The organism is Mycolicibacterium agri (assembly GCF_002553505.1).
GTDB lineage: Bacteria > Actinomycetota > Actinomycetes > Mycobacteriales > Mycobacteriaceae > Mycobacterium > Mycobacterium agri.
In genome coordinates this window covers 12,081-30,896 of record NZ_PDCP01000012.1, presented here as the reverse complement: position 1 = coordinate 30,896, position 18,816 = coordinate 12,081, and the positions used below count along the sequence as shown (strand labels likewise).

Annotated in this window: 15 protein-coding genes and 1 pseudogene; 9 read left to right on the top strand and 7 right to left on the bottom strand. The window is 66.5% G+C overall.

Going from position 1 to position 18,816, the window contains the following annotated elements; genetic code table 11:
• Positions 1–194 precede the first annotated feature (194 nt).
• Genes CQY20_RS08655 through CQY20_RS08645 form a run of 3 tightly spaced genes read left to right on the top strand, consistent with a single transcriptional unit; the run spans position 195 to position 3,344 of the window.
• Positions 195–1,847, top strand: a complete 1,653-nt coding sequence (locus CQY20_RS08655) for a PP2C family protein-serine/threonine phosphatase (protein WP_097939741.1) — start codon at positions 195–197, stop codon at positions 1,845–1,847.
• Positions 1,844–2,932, top strand: coding sequence for a cobalamin B12-binding domain-containing protein (locus tag CQY20_RS08650; protein WP_097939672.1), 1,089 nt, complete (start codon positions 1,844–1,846; stop codon positions 2,930–2,932). Before CQY20_RS08655 ends, CQY20_RS08650 begins: the two co-directional genes overlap by 4 nt.
• A gap of 10 nt (positions 2,933–2,942) precedes the next feature.
• Complete coding sequence (locus CQY20_RS08645; protein WP_097939671.1) at positions 2,943–3,344, top strand: STAS domain-containing protein; 402 nt, start codon at positions 2,943–2,945, stop codon at positions 3,342–3,344.
• Here CQY20_RS08645 and CQY20_RS08640 read toward each other — a convergent pair.
• Positions 3,341–3,643 carry a hypothetical protein gene (locus CQY20_RS08640; protein WP_097939670.1) on the bottom strand — a complete coding sequence of 101 codons (303 nt, stop codon included), beginning with the start codon at positions 3,641–3,643 and terminating at the stop codon, positions 3,341–3,343. The two genes, CQY20_RS08645 and CQY20_RS08640, sit on opposite strands and share 4 nt — an antisense overlap.
• Before the next feature lie 37 nt (positions 3,644–3,680).
• Complete coding sequence (locus CQY20_RS08635; RefSeq protein ID WP_097939740.1) at positions 3,681–5,339, bottom strand: sodium:solute symporter family protein; 1,659 nt, start codon at positions 5,337–5,339, stop codon at positions 3,681–3,683.
• Positions 5,340–5,524: 185 nt separating this feature from the next.
• On the opposite strand from CQY20_RS08635, the gene CQY20_RS08630 reads away from it, so the two are divergent.
• The 3 genes from CQY20_RS08630 to CQY20_RS08620 are packed head-to-tail and all read left to right on the top strand — an operon-like array spanning position 5,525 to position 8,492.
• Positions 5,525–6,310: a DeoR/GlpR family DNA-binding transcription regulator gene (locus tag CQY20_RS08630; protein WP_097939669.1), complete on the top strand. Its 786-nt coding sequence runs from the start codon at positions 5,525–5,527 to the stop codon at positions 6,308–6,310.
• Entirely contained in the window at positions 6,307–7,401 is a 1,095-nt protein-coding gene (gene galT, locus CQY20_RS08625) for a galactose-1-phosphate uridylyltransferase (protein ID WP_097939668.1), read from the top strand. The genes CQY20_RS08630 and galT overlap by 4 nt, the downstream gene beginning before the upstream one ends.
• Positions 7,398–8,492, top strand: coding sequence for a galactokinase (locus CQY20_RS08620; RefSeq protein WP_097939667.1), 1,095 nt, complete (start codon positions 7,398–7,400; stop codon positions 8,490–8,492). The genes galT and CQY20_RS08620 overlap by 4 nt, the downstream gene beginning before the upstream one ends.
• Before the next feature lie 9 nt (positions 8,493–8,501).
• On the opposite strand, the gene CQY20_RS08615 is transcribed toward CQY20_RS08620, so the two are convergent.
• On the bottom strand, positions 8,502–9,692 hold the full coding sequence (locus CQY20_RS08615) for an ROK family transcriptional regulator (protein WP_097939666.1): 1,191 nt from the start codon (positions 9,690–9,692) through the stop codon (positions 8,502–8,504).
• 52 nt (positions 9,693–9,744) lie between these two features.
• On the opposite strand from CQY20_RS08615, the gene CQY20_RS08610 reads away from it, so the two are divergent.
• Complete coding sequence (locus CQY20_RS08610) at positions 9,745–10,923, top strand: MFS transporter (RefSeq protein WP_097939665.1); 1,179 nt, start codon at positions 9,745–9,747, stop codon at positions 10,921–10,923.
• Here CQY20_RS08610 and CQY20_RS08605 read toward each other — a convergent pair.
• The gene (locus CQY20_RS08605; protein WP_097939664.1) at positions 10,920–11,393 is read right to left on the bottom strand and encodes a DUF417 family protein; all 474 of its coding nucleotides are present in this window, start codon (positions 11,391–11,393) and stop codon (positions 10,920–10,922) included. The two genes, CQY20_RS08610 and CQY20_RS08605, sit on opposite strands and share 4 nt — an antisense overlap.
• A 217-nt stretch (positions 11,394–11,610) precedes the next feature.
• Here CQY20_RS08605 and CQY20_RS08600 point away from each other — a divergent pair, with 217 nt between their 5' ends.
• The gene (locus tag CQY20_RS08600; RefSeq protein ID WP_097939663.1) at positions 11,611–12,024 is read left to right on the top strand and encodes a DUF5313 domain-containing protein; all 414 of its coding nucleotides are present in this window, start codon (positions 11,611–11,613) and stop codon (positions 12,022–12,024) included.
• A gap of 24 nt (positions 12,025–12,048) precedes the next feature.
• Here CQY20_RS08600 and CQY20_RS08595 read toward each other — a convergent pair whose 3' ends face one another.
• Both CQY20_RS08595 and CQY20_RS08590 read right to left on the bottom strand, forming a co-directional pair.
• Positions 12,049–13,686 carry an arylsulfatase gene (locus CQY20_RS08595; protein WP_097939662.1) on the bottom strand — a complete coding sequence of 546 codons (1,638 nt, stop codon included), beginning with the start codon at positions 13,684–13,686 and terminating at the stop codon, positions 12,049–12,051.
• A gap of 19 nt (positions 13,687–13,705) precedes the next feature.
• Positions 13,706–15,058, bottom strand: coding sequence for an MFS transporter (locus CQY20_RS08590; RefSeq protein WP_097939661.1), 1,353 nt, complete (start codon positions 15,056–15,058; stop codon positions 13,706–13,708).
• Between the two features lie 120 nt (positions 15,059–15,178).
• Between CQY20_RS08590 and CQY20_RS08585 the strand changes: the two genes are divergently transcribed.
• Positions 15,179–15,979, top strand: coding sequence for an IclR family transcriptional regulator (locus CQY20_RS08585; RefSeq protein ID WP_163700705.1), 801 nt, complete (start codon positions 15,179–15,181; stop codon positions 15,977–15,979).
• A 102-nt stretch (positions 15,980–16,081) separates the two neighbouring features.
• Here the strand turns inward: CQY20_RS08585 and car are convergent.
• A pseudogene (gene car / locus CQY20_RS08580) lies at positions 16,082–18,746 on the bottom strand (carboxylic acid reductase); the annotation flags it as partial.
• Positions 18,747–18,816 lie beyond the last annotated feature (70 nt).

Sequence of the window (18,816 nt, the reverse complement as noted above, 5' to 3'; positions counted from 1 at the left end):
GCCGAGAGTCGCCCCGGCCCCGGCCTGCCAACCGGCCGCTCTCGCCTGCAGGTGACAGGGGAGGGACGCGAGGTTGTGACAACGCCCGGTCTAGGCAATAGTGGCTAGTAGGTCTCCGCCACTAGTGGCGAGTAGATGATGCCGCCGGCCTCCAGAAAGTGTGGGCCCTGTTCGCCCCGCGCTGGGAGGCACCGTTGCATAAGAAGGCACCCGCAGCCGTCGATACGTCGCCCGACGCCGCGTGGGCATCGCTTCCGTGGCCGGTGCTAGTCGTCGACCGGTCGGGCGTCATCCAGGCGGTGAGCGCTTCGGCGCGCCCCATACTCCCCGGCGCTCAGCCCGGCGTCCGGATGCGAGAGGGCGCGCCGACCTGGCTGTCTGACGCCCACTACGCCGTCGTCGCCGAAGGCGTCGTGGAAGGCGAAGCACCCGCGGTGTCGGGCACCGTCGATGGCCGCGAATTCGACGCCAAGCCGTCAGTGTTACCCGGCGGCGTGGCCTGGTGCCTGGTCGAGGACAGCGCGCGCTCACTGCAGGCGGCACAGCAGTCGCTGGCCCGCGAACGGGAACGCACCGCGTTTCTGGCGGAGGCCTCCAGTGTGCTGGGCGCTTCGCTGAACATCGACCGCTGCATGGAGGCCACCGTGCAGATGGCCGCTCGCTACCTCGCCGACGCGGCAGTGCTCGTCGCGCCGCCGACTGGCAGGCGGCTGCCCGTCGTCGGCAGCGTCTCCGGCGGTGCCGCCGAACATTCCTCCGTGAGCGCCAATCCCGCCGATGTCGCGGGTCTCAGCGAGGCGCTGCGCGGGTTCCCGCCCGTGCCGTCGCGCTGGATCGACGCCGCGACCGTGCCCGACTGGCTCATCCCGCGCAGCTTCGCCGGGCCGGTGGGGTCGGTGGTGATCACGCCGTTGCCGGGTCACGGCGTGCCTGCCGGTGCGCTGGTGCTGTTGCGACGTACCGCGCAGGCGGCGTTCGACGACGGCGAGGAGACGCTGGCACACCTGTTCGCGGCTCGGGCAGGCGCCGCGTTGTCGGCCGCGCGGCTCTACGCGGAACAGGCGGAGATCACCAGAACGCTGATGCGCGAACTGCTTCCGCCGCGGTTGCAGTGTGTCCACGGAATCGAGCTGGCCGGTGGATACCGCGCATCGGAGGACCACGAGGTCGTCGGCGGTGACTTCTACGACGTGCATCCCGCTGCGACGCCCGAGGACGAGACGCTCGTCGTGCTGGGCGATGTCTGCGGAAAGGGTTTGGACGCAGCGGTTTTGACCGGCAAGATCCGCAACACCCTGCAAGCCCTCGCGCCACTCGCGCGGCACCACGAGGGTGTCCTCAAATTGCTCAACAGCGCGTTGCTGTCGCCCGAGAACAGCCGATTCGCGACGCTGGTGATGGCTTCGGTCACACGTCGCGACACGGAGTTGAAGCTGCGGCTGACGTGCGCGGGCCATCCGCCTCCGCTGATCGTTCGCAACGACGGCCGGGTGGAGGAGGCCGACACCAGCGGAACGTTGGTGGGCGCGTTGCCGCGGTTCAAGACGCGATCGTTTGAGACGTCGCTGGCGCCGGGCGAGACGTGCCTGCTCTACACCGACGGCGTCACCGAGGCGCGCGGCGGGCCGCTCGGCACCGACATGTTCGGTGAGGAACGGCTGAAGGACGCGATGAAGACGTGCGCCGGTATGCCGCCCGAGGCGGTGGTGGAACGCATTCTCATGCTCACCTCGGAGTGGGTCAACCAGCGCACGCATGACGACATCGCCGTGGTGGCCATCACTGCGCCGCACCGCACATATCTGAGTGCGGTGGACGGTCGCACCGCTGGAAGGTTTACCGCTTGAGCGCCGACAACACTGGGGCCGACCATCAGGTTCTTCGCGATCGGCTGTGGGAGGCCGTGATCGATCGTGACGAGTATGCCGCGGCGTCGCTTGTAAAGGCCGCGCTCGACGCGGGCATGGCGCCAGAGGATGTGCTGCTCGACGTCATCGGACGCGTCCAACAGAAGATCGGCAGCGAGTGGGCCGCCAACCGGATCACCGTCGCGCAGGAGCATGCGGCCACCGCCATCAACGACAGGGTGATCGCCGCCCTGGCCTACCACCCGAGGAGCACGCTGGAGGCGACACGTGGCCGGGTGACCGTCGCCTGCGTGGACGGCGAGTGGCATGCGCTTCCGGCCCGGCTGCTGGCCGAGGTCCTGCGCCTGCGCGGTTGGCAGGTCGACTTCCTCGGTGCGCAGGTGCCGACCCCGCACCTGATCGCTCACCTGCACCTCCAGCGCCACGAGGCGGTCGCGCTGTCCTGCATGATCCCGACCCGGCTGCCCACGGCTCATGCCGCGATCACGGCGTGTCAGGCCGCGGGGGTGCCGGTGCTGGCCGGCGGCGCCGCTTTCGGCGTCGACGGCCGCTATGCCCTCCAGCTTGGTGCCGATGCGTGGGCGCCCGACGCACGTGCCGCCGCCGAGCGGCTCGACGAGGGATTTCCGCCGACGCGCCCCGCCGACGCCCACCGACCGCTCGACGACCTGCCGCACCTGGCGGACCAGGAGTACACCATGGTCACCCGGTCCGCGCCGCAACTCATCAAGGCGACGGTCGCCGAATTGGAGAACCGTTTCCCCGCAATGCGCAGCTACACCGAGCAGCAGCGCCAACACACCACCGAGGACATCGGCCACATCGTCGACTTCCTCGGCGCCGCCCTCTACACCGACGACGACGAACTGTTCACCGGCTTCATCGCCTGGACCGCCGAGGTCCTTGCCGCGCGCGGCGTGCCCGCGTCCTCGCTCGACCCCGCGCTGGATCTGCTGGCGAGCCAGTTGAAGGACTTCCCGCGCAGCAGGCGCATGCTGCAGGCCGCCCACGGCGTGCTGCCCGCCGACATTCGCTCGGCCCCCGACCCGGCAGCGCACGCATGAAGGCGCACGCATGAACCTGTCGTTGACTGTGGAGTCGACGAGTCCCTCGGCGTCCGTTCACATCACAGGCGATCTCGACTACGTCACCACAGCGGAGCTGGTCGACACCGTCACCCGGCTGCTCGCCGAACAGCCCACTCTGCAGCGCGTCCACATCGTCTGCTCGGGTCTGACGTTCTGCGACTCGGCGGGTCTGTCGGGACTGCTGCAGATCCATCGCAAGGCCTCGGCCGCTCACGTTTCGCTGCACCTCGACGACCGGCCTGCCACCCTCGAGCGGTTGCTGCGGGTAACTGGAACTTTCGAGCACCTAACCGCCTCCGACGAAGACGGTACCGCATCTAGCGATGCTGGCGCGCAACGACTTTCAGACGGTGACGATGCCGCTTGCCCCGCGGAGTCGTCCGACTAGCCGGTCTCGGTCGGTCCCTCGGTGTCGGGCGCGCTGTCGACGTCGACGGTGATCGGACGCAGTGCCGCCCACGCTATGAATACCGCCGCCACCGCGAGCAGGGCCAGGCCCACCCACCAGTTGGCGTCGGTGCCGACATACAGCTCCACGGTGTTGCCATCGCCGGCCGACTCGTCATGGGCAGCCACCAGGCCCGGTGCCAACCCGGCGATGACGAGCAGTACACCGTAGATCGCGAGCAGGGCACCGATGATGTTGCGAATATCGAAGATTCGCGATACCGCCTTTTGCGGGGTCATGTTTGCTCCTATGGCATCTGACGAAAGTCGGTCTGAGCTACCGGAAGAGAATGTTGAGGATGATGGTCAAGGCCAGCATCACGGCGGCCAGCGGCACCGGCCGCATGAACCACGCCTTCCCTTCGGATTCCGGGTCGGAGAAGATGTTCACGGGTGTCTCGGAGTAGACGAACCCCACCAGCTCGGCGGCGGGCTTGGGCGTGGTGGCGTAGCTGACGACGACGCTGACGATGATGTCGACGATGAACGCGGCCGCGGCCGCCAGGAACGGCATGCCCTGGCCGGGCAGATCGATGACACCCGCCTCCGACAGCAGGAAAACGCCGACGGCCGAAAGCGTTCCGGCGACCAGCCCGGCCCAGCCCGCCGTGGCGGTCATGCGTTTCCAGAACATGCCGAGGATGAACGTCGCGAACAACGGGGCGTTGAAGAACCCGAACAGCGTCTGCAGGTAATCCATCAGGTTGGCGTAACCCGCGGCGATCAGCGCGGTGAACACCGCCAATATCGTGGCGCCCAACGTGGCGATCCGGCCGACCTGAATGTAGTAGCTGTCGGCGCGGTCCTTCACCACATACTGCTGCCAGATGTCGTAGCTGAACACGGTGTTGAACGACGAGACGTTGGCAGCCATGCCCGCCATGAACGACGCGATCAGGCCGGCGACCGCGACGCCGATCAAGCCGTTGGGCAGAATGTCGCAGATCATCAGCAGCATCGCGTCGTTGTACGTGATGTCGCCCGTCCCAGTCGATTTCAGGTGGATCATGTCGCCGATCGCGGCGGCGGCGATCATGCCGGGGACGACGACCACGAACGGAATCAGCATTTTCGGCAGGGCGGCGATGATCGGTGCGCGTCGTGCCGAGGAGATCGAGTCCGATGCCATGGCGCGCTGCACCTCGACGAAGTTCGTCGTCCAGTAGCCGAACGACAGCACGAAACCGAGACCGAACACGATGCCGATCACCGACCAGACCGGGCTGTCGAAACCGCTCAGCGCCTGACCCGGCCAGCTTGTCAACTGCTCGTGCACCGTCGCCGTCACAGTGCCGTCCTCCCGGACGGCCTCGATTACCTTCTCCCGCAAGCCGCTATAGCCGCCGACCTTGATCAGGCCGAAGATCGTCAAGGGCACCAGTGCGGCCACGATCACGAAGAACTGCAGGACCTCGTTGTAGATCGCCGCCGACAGACCGCCCAGCGCGGTATAGGTCAACACGATGGCTGCTGCGACGATCAGCGACACCCACCGGTTCCAGCCGAGCAGCACATTGATCACGGTGGCGAGCAGGAAGAGGTTCACGCCTGCGATCAACACCTGCGCCACCGCGAAACTGATCGCGTTGACCAGGTGGGCGCCGGGGCCGAACCGTCGACGCATGAACTCCGGGACGCTTCGCACTTTGGAGCCGTAGTAGAACGGCATCATCACGATGCCGAGGAACAGCATCGCGGGCACTGCGCCGATCCAGTAGTAGTGCATCGTCGACAGCCCGATCTGCGCCCCGTTGGCCGACATCCCCATGATCTCGACCGCGCCGAGGTTGGCGGACACGAACGCCAGACCGGTGACCCACGCGGGCAGCCGGCGGCCGGACAGGAAGAAGTCGAGGCTGGTCGAGATCTGGCTGCGGGCCAGGTAGCCGATGCCGAGCACGAATGCGAAGTAGATCGCGATCAGCAGGTAGTCCATGAAGCCGACGTGCAGACGCAACACGTTTTCGGCCGCCAGCGTGGTGGTCGTCGTCACCACCTCCGTTCATTGAAGTCTGACGCACAAACAAGCAGAAACTAACAAGAAAGCAATACAAATTGCGATAGTTATGGTGAGAATTTGTTTGTTATTGTTCGTTTCGGCTGGGAAGGAGATCCGAACGCATGCTCGCCGCCGAGCGCCGTCGGGCGATCCTGGCCAGCCTTCAGGCCGGCGGGGCGGTGCGCGTGGCCGACCTGGCCGCCCAGTTGTCGGTGTCGGAGATGACCGTCCGCCGCGACCTCGACGTGCTCGATGCCCAGGACCTCCTGCGCAAGGTCCACGGCGGTGCGGTGACCCGCCACCACCGCGGCGAGGAACCCAAGTCCTCGGAGAAGGCCCGGCACCGGCGCAGCGAGAAGATCGCAATCGCCAACGCCGCCGCAACGCTCGTCGCGGACGGGATGACGATCGCCATCGGCGCGGGCACGACGACCACGGAGCTCGCGCGGGTGCTGCGTGGCCGCTCCTCGATCACCGTCATCACCAACTCGATCACCGTGTTCGAGGTGCTGACGGGAGGCGATGCGGCGGCGGGTCCGGTGGCATACCTGTCGGGCGGCGAGCGGACACCGTCGAATGCGCTGGTAGGACCCATCGCCGACATGGCTCTCGCGTCGTTCCGGGTGGATGCCACCTTCCTCGGAGTGCACGGGTTCGACGAACACGCAGGGCTGACATCGCCGAATATCGCTGAGGCACAGACGAACCGCACGATGATCGAGATCGGACCCAGGCTCGTTGTGGTGGCCGATCACACCAAGTACGGCGAAATCGGCACGAATGTGTTCGCCCGGCTGGACCAGGTGCACACCTTGGTCGTCGACGACGGGTTGGCGCCCGACGACCGGTCGACGTTGGAGGCGCGAGTAGGCGAGTTGATGATCGCTACGGCCTCGGAGCACCGATGACCGAACCTTTGCGCAGGACGCTGGCCGACGGTCGCGACGAGCTGTTCTTCACGCTGCCGGGCCACGATCCCGCGCCCGTGCCGGATCGTCGGCCGCTGCCTGCGCGCTCAAATCAGCGCTCCCAGTTGCGGTTTGACAGCCAGACCGGGCAGTGGGTCATCATCGCGGCGCTGCGCCAGGACAGGACCTACAAGCCGCCTCCCGACGAGTGCCCGCTGTGTCCCGGTCCGTCCGGCCTGACCAGCGAGATACCCGCCGCCGACTACGACGTCGTGGTGTTCGAGAACCGGTTCCCGAGCCTGTCCGGAGCAGGAGAGGAATCGTTCGCCCTGCCGGACGCGTATGCCGACGGGTTCACCGCGGCGCCCGGTCACGGACGATGCGAGGTCATCTGCTTCTCCAGCGACCATGCCGCGTCCTTCGCGGAGCTACCGCACGCACAGGCGCGCTTGGTCGTCACCGCATGGCGGCACCGCACCGCCGACATGATGAACCGGCCCGGCATCGCGCAGGTGTTCTGCTTCGAGAACCGGGGGGAGGAGATCGGGGTGACGTTGACGCATCCGCACGGGCAGATCTACGGCTACCCCTACGTGACACCGCGATCGGCGATCATGTTGCGCGAAGCCGAAGCCTACCGTGCCCGCCACGGCGACAATCTGTTTCGCGCCATCCTCGACCGCGAACTCACCGACGGCGCCCGCATCATCGCCCGCAATGAGTTGTTCACCGCATTCGTCCCGTTCGCCGCGAGATGGCCGGTCGAAGTGCACATCTATCCGAACCGCTTCGCGCACAACCTGGTCGACCTCGACGACGGCGAACTCGACGCCTTCGTCGAGGTGTACCTCGACGTGCTCGGCCGCTTCGACCGGTTGTATCCAACGCCACTGCCCTACATCTCGGCGCTCCACCAGTACCGCGACGACGACGAACAGCGCGAGGGCTGCTTTCACGTCGAATTGATGTCGGTGCGCCGCAGCGCCACCAAGCTGAAATTCCTCGCGGGATCGGAGTCGGCCATGGACGCCTTCATCAGCGACGTCACACCGGAGAGTGTCGCCGCGCGATTGCGTGAGGTGGCGCAATGACCGTGACCTATGCAGCACCGGGGCGCATCAATCTCATCGGCGAGCACACCGACTACAACCTCGGCTTCGCACTGCCCATTGCACTGCCCGAACGCGTCGTGGTGACACTGCGGCCCGACGGCAGCGACACCGTCGTGGTCGACAGCGCCGATGAACCCGGCGAGGCCGTCATCCCGTTGACCACCGCGCCTGGTGAGGTCACCGGGTGGGGCGCCTATGTCGCGGGCGTCATCTGGGCGTTGCGGGAGGCCGGGCACCCGGTGGGCGGCGGGCAGATGTCGATCACCAGCGATGTCGCGATGGGGTCCGGCCTGGCGTCGTCGGCGGCGCTGGAATGCGCGGTCCTCGGTGCGCTCACCACCGCTGCCGGGGTGACCCTGGACAAAGTCGAGCAGGCCCGGATCGCGCAACGGGCAGAGAACGAATACGTCGGCGCGCCAACGGGACTGATGGATCAACTGGCGTCGCTGTATGGCGCCGAGCGGCATGCTCTGTTGATGGACTGCCGCAGCGTCGACGTGCGGGAAGTGCCGTTCGATCCGGACGCCTCCGGTGTCGCGCTGCTGCTGATCGATTCCCGCGCGCCACATCGACACGCAGGCGGCGAGTACGCCGCGCGCAGGCGGTCATGCGAGCAGGCCGCGGCGGCGCTGGGCGTGGACACATTGCGCGACGCGCAGGACTGGGGACTGGGTGCGCTTGACAAGGTCGCCGACCGTGTCGATGCACAGCGCGCCCGGCACATATTCACTGAGAACAGGCGCGTGCTGAATTTCGTGGCCGCGTTGGAGGCGAACGACTACCACGAAGCGGGTGCGCTGTTCAACGCCTCGCACGCATCGATGCGCGACGACTTCGAGATCACCACACAGCAGATCGACTTGATCGCCGAGAGCGCCGTCGCCGCAGGCGCTCTGGGCGCGCGGATGACCGGTGGGGGATTCGGGGGGTGCGTCATCGCGCTGGCCCCCGAGGACTCGCTGGACGCCATCATGTCGTCGATCCCCACGGCAGCCCGGGCGGCGGGGTTCGACAAGCCGACGTTGATCCGGGCCAGAGCGGCCGCGGGCGCAGGCCCGGTTCCGAACTGAGCCATTCGGTCAAAGGTGGTGACGCTGCACCCAATCGGCCAATGCGGCCGGCGCGGTGACGTGGTCCAACGCCAGCGCGACCGCGCCGTGGAGCGGGCCTTCCTCGCCATACTCGGCGTCACACACCGGCGGCGGCGTTTCCTTGCGGAAGGCCATCAGAGCTTCGCGATACGCATCGTCGAATGCGCTTGGCGCCGCGGCCTTCAGCATCGCGGCGGCACCACCCAGCGTCACCACTTCGGGGTCATGCAGGTTCACCAGACCTCCGATGCCGCGGCCCAACGTGGAGGCGACGGCCTCGAACGCGCGAACGGTCGCGGCGTCACGGCGCGGGTGGTCGACCAACGTGTGGACGTATGCCACCGGATCTTTCGGGGCCGTATCGCCGCGGTGGCGCGCCAACGCCCGCCCGTCGACGCTGAGGTCCCAGCACCCGCGCGCACCGCACGGACAGACCAGCGCCGGATCGCCGAGCGGCATGTGACCGTATTCACCGGCGGCCCCGTGCGCACCGGTGAGCGGCTCACCGTTGACCACGAGCGCGCCGCCGATCCCTTGCGCCACCATCAGATACAAGGCTGTCGAAGCGGAACGGGCGGCGCCGGATCTGGCTTCGGCCAGGCCTGCGAGCGTGGCGTCGTTGCCGACCAGCAGACCGACACCCGCGCGCTCGGGGATCCTGGCGGTCAGCACCGACAGGTCGACGTCGTTCCACCCGCGCGGGGTGAACTGCACGAGCCTTGCGTCGCTGACGGTGCCCGCCACAGCGACCGCAACCGCCCTGATTCGCTTGGTGTTTCGCCGGTAGATTTTGCCGATCGCATCCGCCAGCTGATCGAGTACGGGCGCTAGCCGCCTGCCCGCATATTTGGCCTGGGTCACAACGTGCGGCACACCGTCGATCCCGGCGAGCGCCAGACGCCAGTCGGCGGCCCGGAGATCGGCGGCGAGCACCAACGGACCCTCGTCATGGGGAACCAGCATCGTGGTTGGCCTGCCCCGGCCCTGTGCAGGCGCGGGTGTCTCGTCGAGCAGACGCGCTTGACGCATTCGCGTCACCAATTCGGTGGCGCCACCGCTGCGGATACCCAGGCGCTGCGCGGCGGCCGCTCGGGTGATGCCCGGTTCGGTACGCACCACTTCGAGCAGTTGCGCGGCGCCCGACCAGCGCAGTACGGCCTGCGGTGCTTGTCGTGCCATCGTGGGCAGTATCTCACTTGAATAAGCTCGCCTGCCGAGTATATTCGGCTCAGTGACCCTGACAGCCGAGCGCACACCCACTGCAGGCGTTCGCGACAGCCTGCCCGGACTCCTCTCGCTGGCGCTGGCGTCGTGCGTCGCGGTCACCACCGAGATGCTGCCGGTGGGGTTGCTGCCGCAGATCGGCGCGACATTCGCGGTCCCGGACTCCGTTACGGGCCTGCTTGTCAGCCTGTATGCCGTCATGGTCGCCGCGCTCGCGGTGCCGCTGACGATCGCCACGTCGCGGTTCCCCCGCAAGCCGCTGCTGCTGGCGACGTTGGCCAGCTACGCGCTGAGCAACGTACTGGTCGCCGCAGCGCCGACGTTCGGCGTCGTCGCGGCGGGGCGCACGCTCGGCGGGGTGACGCACGCCTTGTTCTTCTCGCTGGTCATCGGCTATTCGCCGCGGCTGGTTTCCGGCGCGCACGTCGGTCGGGCGCTCGCGCTGGCCGGCAGCGGCGCATCGGTCGGCATCGTCGTTGGTGTGCCGCTGCTCACATCGCTGGGCACCTCGGTCGGGTGGCGGGCGTCGTTCACGGCGCTGGCTGTGCTCTCGGCCGCGACATTCGCGTTGGTGGCCGCGCTGCTGCCCGGCGTCGATCACGAGCCCATGTCGACGCGGAACCACGCCGGTCAGCGGCGTCGGTTGGCGGCCGTGGCGACATCGAATTCGCTGGTGTTCCTGGGCCATTTCACCGTCTACACCTATGTGAGCGTGCTGCTGCTGGCGAGCGGAGCCAGCCCGGCGCTGCTCGGCCCGATCCTGCTCGCGTGCGGGGCGTGCGGGCTGCTGGGCCTGTGGTACGCGGGCCGTGGCCTGGACCGCAACCCGAGGCGGACCGCGGTGATCCTGGTCGGGCTGATCGGCTGCGCGGTGATCGCGCTCGGTGTCACGGGACCGAATCTCGTGGCCGTCGTGATCGCGACCGCGGTCTGGAGCGGGGCGTTCGGCGGCGTCCCGTCGATCTACCAAGCGTGTTCGGTGCGCACCCACGCGATGCCGCCCGAACTCGCCGGGGCGTGGATCAACTCGACCGCCAACATCGGAATCGCCGGTGGCGCCGCGATCGGCGCTGGCCTACTGCAAACGGTCGGGCTCTCGGCGCTGCCGTGGCCGGGCGCCGTGCTGATCGGCTGCGGCCTCGGCGCAATCCTGCTGTTTCCCAAGGCGTTTCCCCGACACCCCTAGCCGCGCGTGGCGGACAGTGATTCCCCGAGGCTCCACACCGCGACACCGATCAGCACCAGATCCTTGAGCAGGAACTGACCTGGCATGCCCGACAGCACCGGGATCGGGCCGAAGTGGGCCGAAATGACGCCGGGCGTGGTGAACAGGAAGCTCAGCGTGCCGAGAAACAGGACGATCGCCATTGCGCTGCCCACCGCCGACGCGCGAGAGGACAAGGGCCGCAGCGCGATAAGGATGGCCGCCACGATCTCGGCTGTACCCAACGCGTAGGCGACCGCCGTCACGCTGAGGAAGTCGTAGAGCCAGCTCATCAGGGGGCTGTGTTCGATCAAGACCCGGCTCTCCATCTTGACGTACTTGCCGACCCCGATCCATGCCAGCACGACCACCAGGCCGTAGCGACAGATCATCTGCCCGGTACCTGTGAGCCGGGTCGCGTTGTCGTGTCTGGTGATTGTCGTAATGGCCATCGAGCCTCCTGTGGTGATCCTTTGGCGCGCTTGTGTCGTCGCCATCGGCCAATGTATGAGCGGAAAATCGTGCGGTCGGCGTGCAAAATCGAGACGCGGCGGCAAAAGGCCTGGTAGACGGGGTGTGACCGGCGTGAGGGCGCGTCACTGTTAATATTTTCGTCATCATCGGCGAGTCGACGCCCCGATTCGCAACCGTTTCGAACAGCAGGATCACGTGAGCAACAACGCGCGCACCAAGCCCAACCCTTGGCAATACATCCGCTACATCTACGGCGGACGGTTACCCGAGTCGATGCACGATTGGGTGCGCAACGACCTGGCCGGCCCCGGGGCGACGCGCCGCATGATGATCCGGATGTTCATCCCCGCGTTCATCGTGATGCTGCCGTTCTGGTTCATCCCGACGACGCTGGACGTGCATCTGAGCATGACGCTGCCGATCCTGATCCCGTTCGTCTACTTCTCGCATGCGCTCAACAAAGTGTGGCGTCGGCACATGCTGCGGGTGCACGGCTTGGACGCCGGCCTGGTCGACGAGGCCGACCGGCAGAAGAAGGCCCACATCCACAAGGCCTACATCGAGCGTTACGGGCCCAGGACCGGCCCGAGCTCGAGCCACGACATCTGACCGGCCGCTACGCGAACGCGGCCGTCACTCCTCGGGCAGGCCGTGACCGCGTTCTGCGTAGATCTGCAAGACGCGGTCGCGCGGAATGACACCGCACCGCTTCGCCCACGCGTCGTATGCGGCTTCGAGTTCTTTGACCAGATCGGGGTGTTGCGCGGCGACGTCATTCAGCTCGGTGCGGTCGGCGTCGATGTCGTAGAGCTCCCACGGGTGGCGGTACTTGCGGACCAGCTTCCACTTGCCCCGGCGCACAGCGCAATTGCCCTCGTGTTCCCAGAACAGGTCGCGCTCGGGGTTCGCCTCTCCGCGTAGCACCGGCATCAGACTCCGGCCCTCCGCAGGCGGAATCGGTTGTCCTCTACGGTGACTGGGATATTGCGCTCCGGCGATCTCGGCGAGTGTCGGCAACACGTCGACAAGCTGGCAGGGTTGCGTGGAAAGGCGGCCGTCAGCCTCGCCAAGGCCTGCGGGCCAATGCACGATGAACGGGGTCGCGATGCCGCCCTCATGCACCCAGTGCTTGTACTCGCGGAAGGGTGTGTTGGACAGGTTCGCCCATGCCCGCCCGTAGCTTTGATACGTCTCCTCCGGCCCTGGACGGAGGCCGGTCACGTTGCCCGGCACCACCGGCCGCCCCGACCGGGAGGTCTCCTTGAGCGGGACGAACGCGGTGACGAATTCCTTAACGGACTCCGGTGGCATCTCCTCTGCGCAGCCACCGTTGTCGGAGAGGAAAATGATGAGCGTGTTATCAAGTCGCCCAGTTCTTTCCAGTTGATCCAGGATTCGCCCGATGCCCTGATCCATCCTGTCGACCTGCGCCGCGTAGACCTCCATGCGGGAGGCTTCCCACGCCTTGTCCACCACGTCCTCCCATGCGGGCACCCGCTCGTCGCGATCGGAAAGCCGCCACGCGGGGTCGATGATGCCGAACTTGATGAGCCGCTCGAGACGCTGCTCGCGCAGCGCATCCCAGCCTTCGTCGAATCGGTTGGCGTATTTGGCGATGTCTTCCTCGTGTGCGTGCAACGGCCAATGCGGCGCGGTGTAGGACACGAACATGAAAAAGGGGTCCTCGGCCCGCTGCGCCTCGTGGTCTCGAAGGAAATGCAACGCGTTGTCGGTGATGACGTCGGTGTAGAACCAGCCGTCGGCGGTGGCCTCGTCCTCGATGTTCTCCTCGTCGCGCACCAGCGTGCGTGGCTGGTAGTAACTGCCTGCACCCTCGAGGGTGCCGAAGAAACGATCGAAACCGCGCCGCGTCGGCCATGCGTCGTTCGGGTTTTCCATATCCACGGCGAGGTGCCACTTGCCTGACAAATACGTGGCATAGCCGGATTTCTTGAGCACCTCGGCGATGGTCGCGCAGTTTTCGCTCAGGTTGCCCGGATACCCGTCGGGGGAGTCGTCGAAGTTGAGGATCCCGATTCCGACTTGGTGCGGGTGCAGTCCGGTGAGCAGCGATGCCCGAGATGGGCTGCAGCGCGCGGTGTTATAGAACTGTGTGAGTTTCACCCCGCGTTCGGCGAGGCGGTCCAATGCCGGGGTGTCGATCTCGCCGCCGTAACCGGCGATGTCGGAGAATCCCATGTCATCGGCGAGGATCAACACAATGTCGGGACGTCGATCCGGCGGGTTGTGGGTCGGGTTGTGGGCAGTCATACAGGTTGTCCTTATCGTCTCAGCGAGCGGCTGTCGCCGAATCCGCCTTGTCGCGACGGAGATCGGCGTCGGCATCGGCATCGTTGATGTCGCGTTCGTTGGTTTCGGGCAGGAAGTACAGCGACACAAGCGTTATCGCGGCCATCGCCATCACATACACCGCGACCGGCCACGCCGATCCGGTGAAGGCCGACACCAGCGAGGTGGCGATCAACGGCGCGACGGCACCGGTGGGGATGACGCCGACCTGATACACGAGCGACATGCCCGAATACCTGACGCGCGTGGGGAAGACCTCGGCGAACAACGCGCCTTCGGGGCCGAACATCGTGCAGGCCGCAAAGCCCCAGCCGATGACGACCGCCAGCGTGATCAGATACGGGTTTCCGGTCGTGACGAGCCAGAAGATGGGGAACGCGCTGACAAGGGCCAGCGCGGCACCGGCGCCGAACACCGGTCGCCGGCCGACGCGGTCGGACATGCGGCCCGCGGCCAGGATCACCCCGAAGCCGACGACGGCGGCAACGAGCAACGCATTCAACACAATCGACTTGTCGAGATTGAGCACGGTCACGGTGAAGGTCAGCAGGAATGCGTTGTAGACGTTGAAGGTGACGCTCTCCGATACGCGGGCGCCCATGGCCAACAATGTGACCTTGGGATGACGCGTCACCACCTCGAGCAAGGGGAGCTTGGCCTTGTTGTCAAGGGCCTCAAGGGACTTGAAGGGCGGTGGTTCGTCGATCCTCAGGCGGATGATCAGCCCGACGATCACCAGCACGATGCTGATGAGGAACGGGATGCGCCAGCCCCAACCCTGAAAGTCCTCGTCGGGCAGCGCGGTCACCGCTGTCACCGCGATCGTCGACGTCAGCAGGCCGATCGGCACACCGAGTTGCGGCCAGCTCGAGTACCAGCCGCGTCGCCCCGCGGGTGCGTGCTCGACGCAGAGCAGAACAGCGCCTCCCCATTCCCCGCCGAGGCCGATTCCCTGCAGCATTCGCAATATCAGCAGCAGCACAGGGGCGGCGATGCCGACGGCGGTGTAGTTGGGCAGCAACCCCATGATGAAGGTCGACAGCCCCATGATGAGCATCGTCATCACGAGCATCCGTTTGCGCCCGATGCGATCGCCGAAGTGACCGAAGATGAAGCCGCCCAGCGGACGGGTGATGAATCCGGCCGCAAACGTGGCGAACGCGATCATCGTCCCGACCAGCGGGTCGAATTCCGGGAAGAACTGCTTGTTGAAGACCAGGGCGGCCATCGTTCCGTAGAGGAAGAAGTCGTACCACTCCACGACGGAACCGAGAAGGCTCGCGGCCGCGATCTTGCGGATCGACAGGGTGTCCGTGGTGTCCGGTATGGCCACGGCGTGCTCCTTATGCTTGCCGACACCGACTGTGTCCCATATACTGGGTCACTGATGCGTTGATTGGGACATACGAAGTCTGCCCATGTCGGACAGCACATGTCAAGGGAGGTCGCTGCCGTGAGCGAGGGCATCGTCCAGCGCGCTGTCCGCGTCCTCGACGCGCTGGCCGCCGCCCCGCAGCCGCTGTCGATCCGGGCATTGGCCGCCGAGAGCGGGCTGTCGAAGAGCGCCGTGCAGCGCCTGCTTTCCGACCTGGTGTCGACGGAGCTGGCGTCCCAGGATCCGGTCACCCGCCAGTATCACCTCGGGCCCAGGACGCTGGCCCTCGGCATGGCGTATCAACGTCGGGTCGACGTGCGTCGCGCGGCGTTGCCGCACATGGCGCAGCTGAGGGATGCCACCGGCGAGACCGTCGGGATCTCCGTCGGCCTGGCCAATCAACTACTGCACGTCGATCAGGTGGAGAGCCACTCCCAGCTGCGCGCGCATTTCGACATCGGCAGGCCGTTGCCGCTGTGGACCGGCGCCCCGGCCCGGCTGCTGCTGGCCGTCCGCAGCGACGAGGAGATCGGCCGCATCGTGTCCGAACGCGTCGGCACCGATCTCACCCCCGCGAACCCTCCGACGCCCGAGGAGTTCATCCGGGATGTCGAGAAGGCGCGCAGGGTCGGTTATGCGTGCGCCTTCGAGGAGACGTTGCCGGGCGTCAGCACCCTGTCGGTTCCGGTCTTCGGCCCGAAAGGTGAACTTGCGGCGGTGCTTTCGGTGACGGCACCGAGCATCCGGCTGACCAGGGACCGCATCAAGGAGCTGCTGCCGGAGGCGTCGCGCTGCGCGTCGCGCATCAGCGCGGAACTGGGCTACGTCCCGACGGTGACGGCGTCACTTCCACTTCCGCAACCGGTTGCCGGCCGCTGATTCCGCCAGCCCGAGTTCCGCCAACCCGCAAGTGTATGGCCTATGGATGTCGAACCGGCCGTTTGCATCCATAGGCCATACAGTCGTGACGCAGGGCGCGGATCAGAGCAGGCCGAGCAGCTTCAGGTCCGTCGCGTACTTGACGATGACCTCCGCGGTGACGTGCGGGATGTCCTTGTCCGGGCCGATCTTGTTGTCCTGCACCGCCGCCCGGAAGTGATCCGTGGGTGCGATCGACCCGTTGATCGGCGGTTGGGGCTTGCGGTAGTTGTGCAACAACGGCAGAAGTGATGCCTGACGCTGCCTGTCGGGTAGGCCGCGCAGAGCGGTTTCGAAGCGCGCCAGCCAATCGGTGTACTCGGGCACCCGGGTGATCGGGTGGCCGGCCTCGATGAGCCAGTCGACGTAGGTGTCCATGCTGATGCCGTCGTCGTACGGGTTCATCACGTGGTAGGTCTCGTAGCCCACGACCGTGTTGACGCCGAGCGTGGATATCGCCTCGGCGATGAACTCCACCGGCAGCCCGTCGTAGTGCGCCCGTTGCCGATTCCCGTCGGCGTCCAACTCGTAGAACGAGTGCGGGGCGATCCCGGTGGCCATCAGCGACAGCATCATCCTGGTGAACATGTCGGGCACATTGAGCTGTCCGGCGTAGGTGGTGTCGGCCAGGATCATGTCGCAGCGGAACACCGCCGCGGGAAGGCCGCACAGGTCGTGTGCCTCGCGCAGCAGCACCTCGCCGCCCCACTTGCTGTTGCCGTAGCCGTTGGCGTAATCGTCGTTGATCTTCCGGGTCGGGCTGATCTGCCGAATATCGGCGTCCTCGACAAACTCTCCCGGCGCTATCTGGTCACCGACACCGATGGTCGACACGTAGATATACGGCTTGATCCTGTTCGTCAGGGCGACGCGGATCAACTCCGCGGTGCCGACCACGTTCGGGCCGAACAGCTCGCTGTAGGGGAGCACGTGGTTGACGAGGGCGGCGGGGTCAACGATCAGGTCGACGGTCTCGGTCAGCCGTCGCCAGGTGGCGTCGTCGAGTCCGAGGTTCGCCTCGCCCTTGTCGCCGGCGATGACGTCGAGATGGTCGGCGGCCAGCGCCCGATAATGCTCGAGCAGATTGGGGTCACCGCTGTCGAACGTCGCGTCGACGCGCTGCCGCGCGGCTTCGTCGTCCTTGGCGCGCACCAGCAGGATCACCTTGCCGTCGACCAGATGCATGCGCTCGAGCCACTGCAGCGCGAGGTAGCGGCCGAGGAAGCCGGTGGCGCCGGTCAGCAGGACGGTACGAACCTCCCGCCGCGGTCCCGGCAGCGTCGATGCGGCCGCCAGTGTCGCCTCGTCGAGGAACTTGTCCAACGTCAGATCGCCGGCGTGCACCTCCGTCGCACCGCGGCCGTGCACGGCGTCGAAGGTGGGGCGTTTCGATCCGCCGGCGCGCTGCGCGTCGACGTAGGCCGCGATGGCAGCGAGATCGCTTGCGGGGCTGACGATCACGCCGACAGGCACATCGAGACCGAAGATGTCGTATAGCAGATTGGCGAACGTGAGAGCCGACAACGAATCGCCGCCGAGATCGGTGAATGCGACGCCGGGAGCCACGTCGCCGGCCGCCGCGCCGAGAAGCGCACCGGCGGCCCTGCTCACCGTCTCGAGCGTGGGCCGGTTCGCGCCGTCTTTGCGCAACGCACGCAGAACGTCGGCCTGCCCTTCGGCGAGGTCTGCGTAAAGCTGCTCGAGCGCCGGGCCGTAGTGCTCCTTGAGCTTGGGACGGGCCAGCTTCCGAATACCGGTCAGCAGTCCGTTCTCGAGCGTGAACGGCGTCGTCTCGACGATGAAGTCGCGGGGAATCTCGTAGGACTGCAGGCCCGCATCCCGAGCGATGCTCTGCAACGCCTCACTCAAAAGGGGTTTGGCCGCAGCAGAATCGCCGCCGACTCTGGCCAGCGCGTCGTCGGTTGGCACGATGACGGCCAGAAGATAGGAGCGGGCGGAATTGCCGTAGACAAAGATCTGGCGGATGTCGGGGTGCCCGCCATAGACGGCCTCCAACTTGGAGACGGTGACGAACTCGCCCTGCGAGAGCTTGAGCACGTTGTTGCGGCGGTCCACATAAACCAATTGGTCAGGCGCGGTTTCGGCCATCACGTCACCGGTGTAGTACCACCCGTCGGCGTCGAACAGTTCGGCGGTGACGTCGGGCCGCTTGTAGTAGCCGGGGATCAGATTCGGTGTCTTGACCACTAATTCGCCGCGCGGGTACGGCCGGTCGCTGGCGAAGTAGCCGAGGCTCGGCACATCGACGAGCTTGTAGTCGATCACCGGCGGCCGCTGAACCCGCCCGTTGACGAAGATGATGCCGTCCTCGGTCGAGCCGTACACCTCCGTCAGCGGGATGTCGAGGAATTCCTCCACCCAGGTGAACAATTCGGGCGAGATCGGCGCCGAACCCGTCAACGCCGAGAAGTGGCGTCCCCCAATGAGTCTCTCGCGTTGCTCAGCCATTACCTGTCGTTCGACCGCGGCCCGGTCGTCTCCTTCGATCCAGCGGTGATCGACCGCGCTCTGCACCTCCTGGAACAGCATCTCCCAGATGCGCGGTACGAAATCGAGCTTCGTCGGGCGGACCAGCGCCAGATCGTCGAGCAGTGTCGACAGATCGCTGCGGGCGGTGAAATAGGCGGTTCCGCCCGAGCCCAGAGTGGAGTACAGAATCTGCCTGCCCATGATGTGGCTGATCGGCATGAAGACCCAGCGTGATGAACGGCATTCTGCCGTCGGGGTTGAACTCGATCCGATGCCAGCCGCGAAAGTTGTTGACCATCAGTCGGTCG

Coding starts and splice junctions, on each gene's coding strand:
- CQY20_RS08645 (WP_097939671.1), top strand. CDS start 2,943: ATGAACCTGTCGTTGACTGTGGAGTCGACGAGTCCCTCGGCGTCCGTT.
- CQY20_RS08640 (WP_097939670.1), bottom strand. CDS start 3,643: ATGACCCCGCAAAAGGCGGTATCGCGAATCTTCGATATTCGCAACATC.
- CQY20_RS08635 (WP_097939740.1), bottom strand. CDS start 5,339: ATGGACTACCTGCTGATCGCGATCTACTTCGCATTCGTGCTCGGCATC.
- CQY20_RS08630 (WP_097939669.1), top strand. CDS start 5,525: ATGCTCGCCGCCGAGCGCCGTCGGGCGATCCTGGCCAGCCTTCAGGCC.
- galT (WP_097939668.1), top strand. CDS start 6,307: ATGACCGAACCTTTGCGCAGGACGCTGGCCGACGGTCGCGACGAGCTG.
- CQY20_RS08620 (WP_097939667.1), top strand. CDS start 7,398: ATGACCGTGACCTATGCAGCACCGGGGCGCATCAATCTCATCGGCGAG.
- CQY20_RS08615 (WP_097939666.1), bottom strand. CDS start 9,692: ATGGCACGACAAGCACCGCAGGCCGTACTGCGCTGGTCGGGCGCCGCG.
- CQY20_RS08605 (WP_097939664.1), bottom strand. CDS start 11,393: ATGGCCATTACGACAATCACCAGACACGACAACGCGACCCGGCTCACA.
- CQY20_RS08595 (WP_097939662.1), bottom strand. CDS start 13,686: ATGACTGCCCACAACCCGACCCACAACCCGCCGGATCGACGTCCCGAC.